General features: G+C 54.7%; 1 protein-coding gene. It reads left to right on the top strand.

Annotated features, from left to right (window positions below; translation table 11 throughout):
• The coding region (locus EN852_RS34520; protein WP_210213425.1) for a gamma-glutamyl-gamma-aminobutyrate hydrolase family protein at positions 1-841 on the top strand (841 nt) is incomplete at its 5' end.
• Positions 842-1,095: the final 254 nt, after the last annotated feature.

Genomic DNA, 1,095 nt, shown 5'->3' with positions numbered 1-1,095 from the left:
GGATGGGCTTCAGCGAGACGGTGCTGGTGACGGAAAAAGGCCCGGAACGCCTGACCACCATGGAGCGCAAGCTCTTCTCGCGTATATAAGCACTCCATTCAAGATGGCAAAGCACATGCGACCAGTCATAGGGATCGTCAGCAATTTCGACGTGGAAAAGGATGGTTACTTCTGTCTCGTCCACTATGTAAGCGCAATCGAAAAAGCCGGTGCGCTTCCAATCATCTTGCCGTATGTCAAAGAAGATGACGTGAGCGCGTTATTAGACCTCGTTTCTGGGCTCGTTCTTACTGGAGGTGGCGATTTTCCAACCGAACTTTACGGCGCGCCTCCGCACCCCGCTGTTCAACGGATGATCCCCGAGCGCGACGACTTCGAATTCGCGCTCGCCCGTTCAGCGTTCGATCGGCCCATGCCCGTTCTCGGCATCTGCCGAGGGATGCAGATTTTGAATGTTGTAGGCGGGGGTACGATCTATCCTCATACCTTAGATGAACTACAAAACGTAATCGATCATCGCGATGGCACCCCGTTGGATAAGACGGTTCACGAGGTTCAGTTGGAACGCGACACGCAGCTGTGGCGGCTCTGTGGAGCGCAATCATCGTCTTTCCGAGTAAACAGCTATCACCACCAGGCCATTAAACAGTTGGCTCCTGAATTCGTCGTTTCGGCGCGAGCTGACGATGGTGTCGTCGAGGCGATCGAGGCACCCGGCCGGCCATTCATGGTCGGCGTACAGTGGCACCCTGAGTGGATGTACGACAGTGAGCCCGCCTGTCGCAATTTGATCGATAACTTCGCAAGAGCCTGCAGTTCGATTGCAAGAGAACCTGCATGACGTGCGCCACCAGCACGCGCGTGCTGCCTCAGACGCAAAAAATTCCTTGAGGCGTTAACCGGCTGCGGCGCTAATAGCCGTCCCCCTGCACAACGTCAGCCTCCATTTTGGCAGGCATTTTATCGCCAAAGAAGCGGATATATTGGAGTATACCTCAGTGCGAGCCATATCTGAACTCGCCGAATTCGTTAGCAGCTATCCAGCAAGTGCACTGCCTGCGGCGACACGGCGTACAATTTCGTTGCTCATTTTAG

The sequence above is a fragment of the Mesorhizobium sp. M2E.F.Ca.ET.209.01.1.1 genome (assembly GCF_004010375.2).
Taxonomy (GTDB): Bacteria; Pseudomonadota; Alphaproteobacteria; order Rhizobiales; family Rhizobiaceae; genus Mesorhizobium.
The sequence above is the reverse complement of the archived record's forward strand: the minus strand, read 5'-3'. Positions and strand labels throughout refer to the sequence as shown.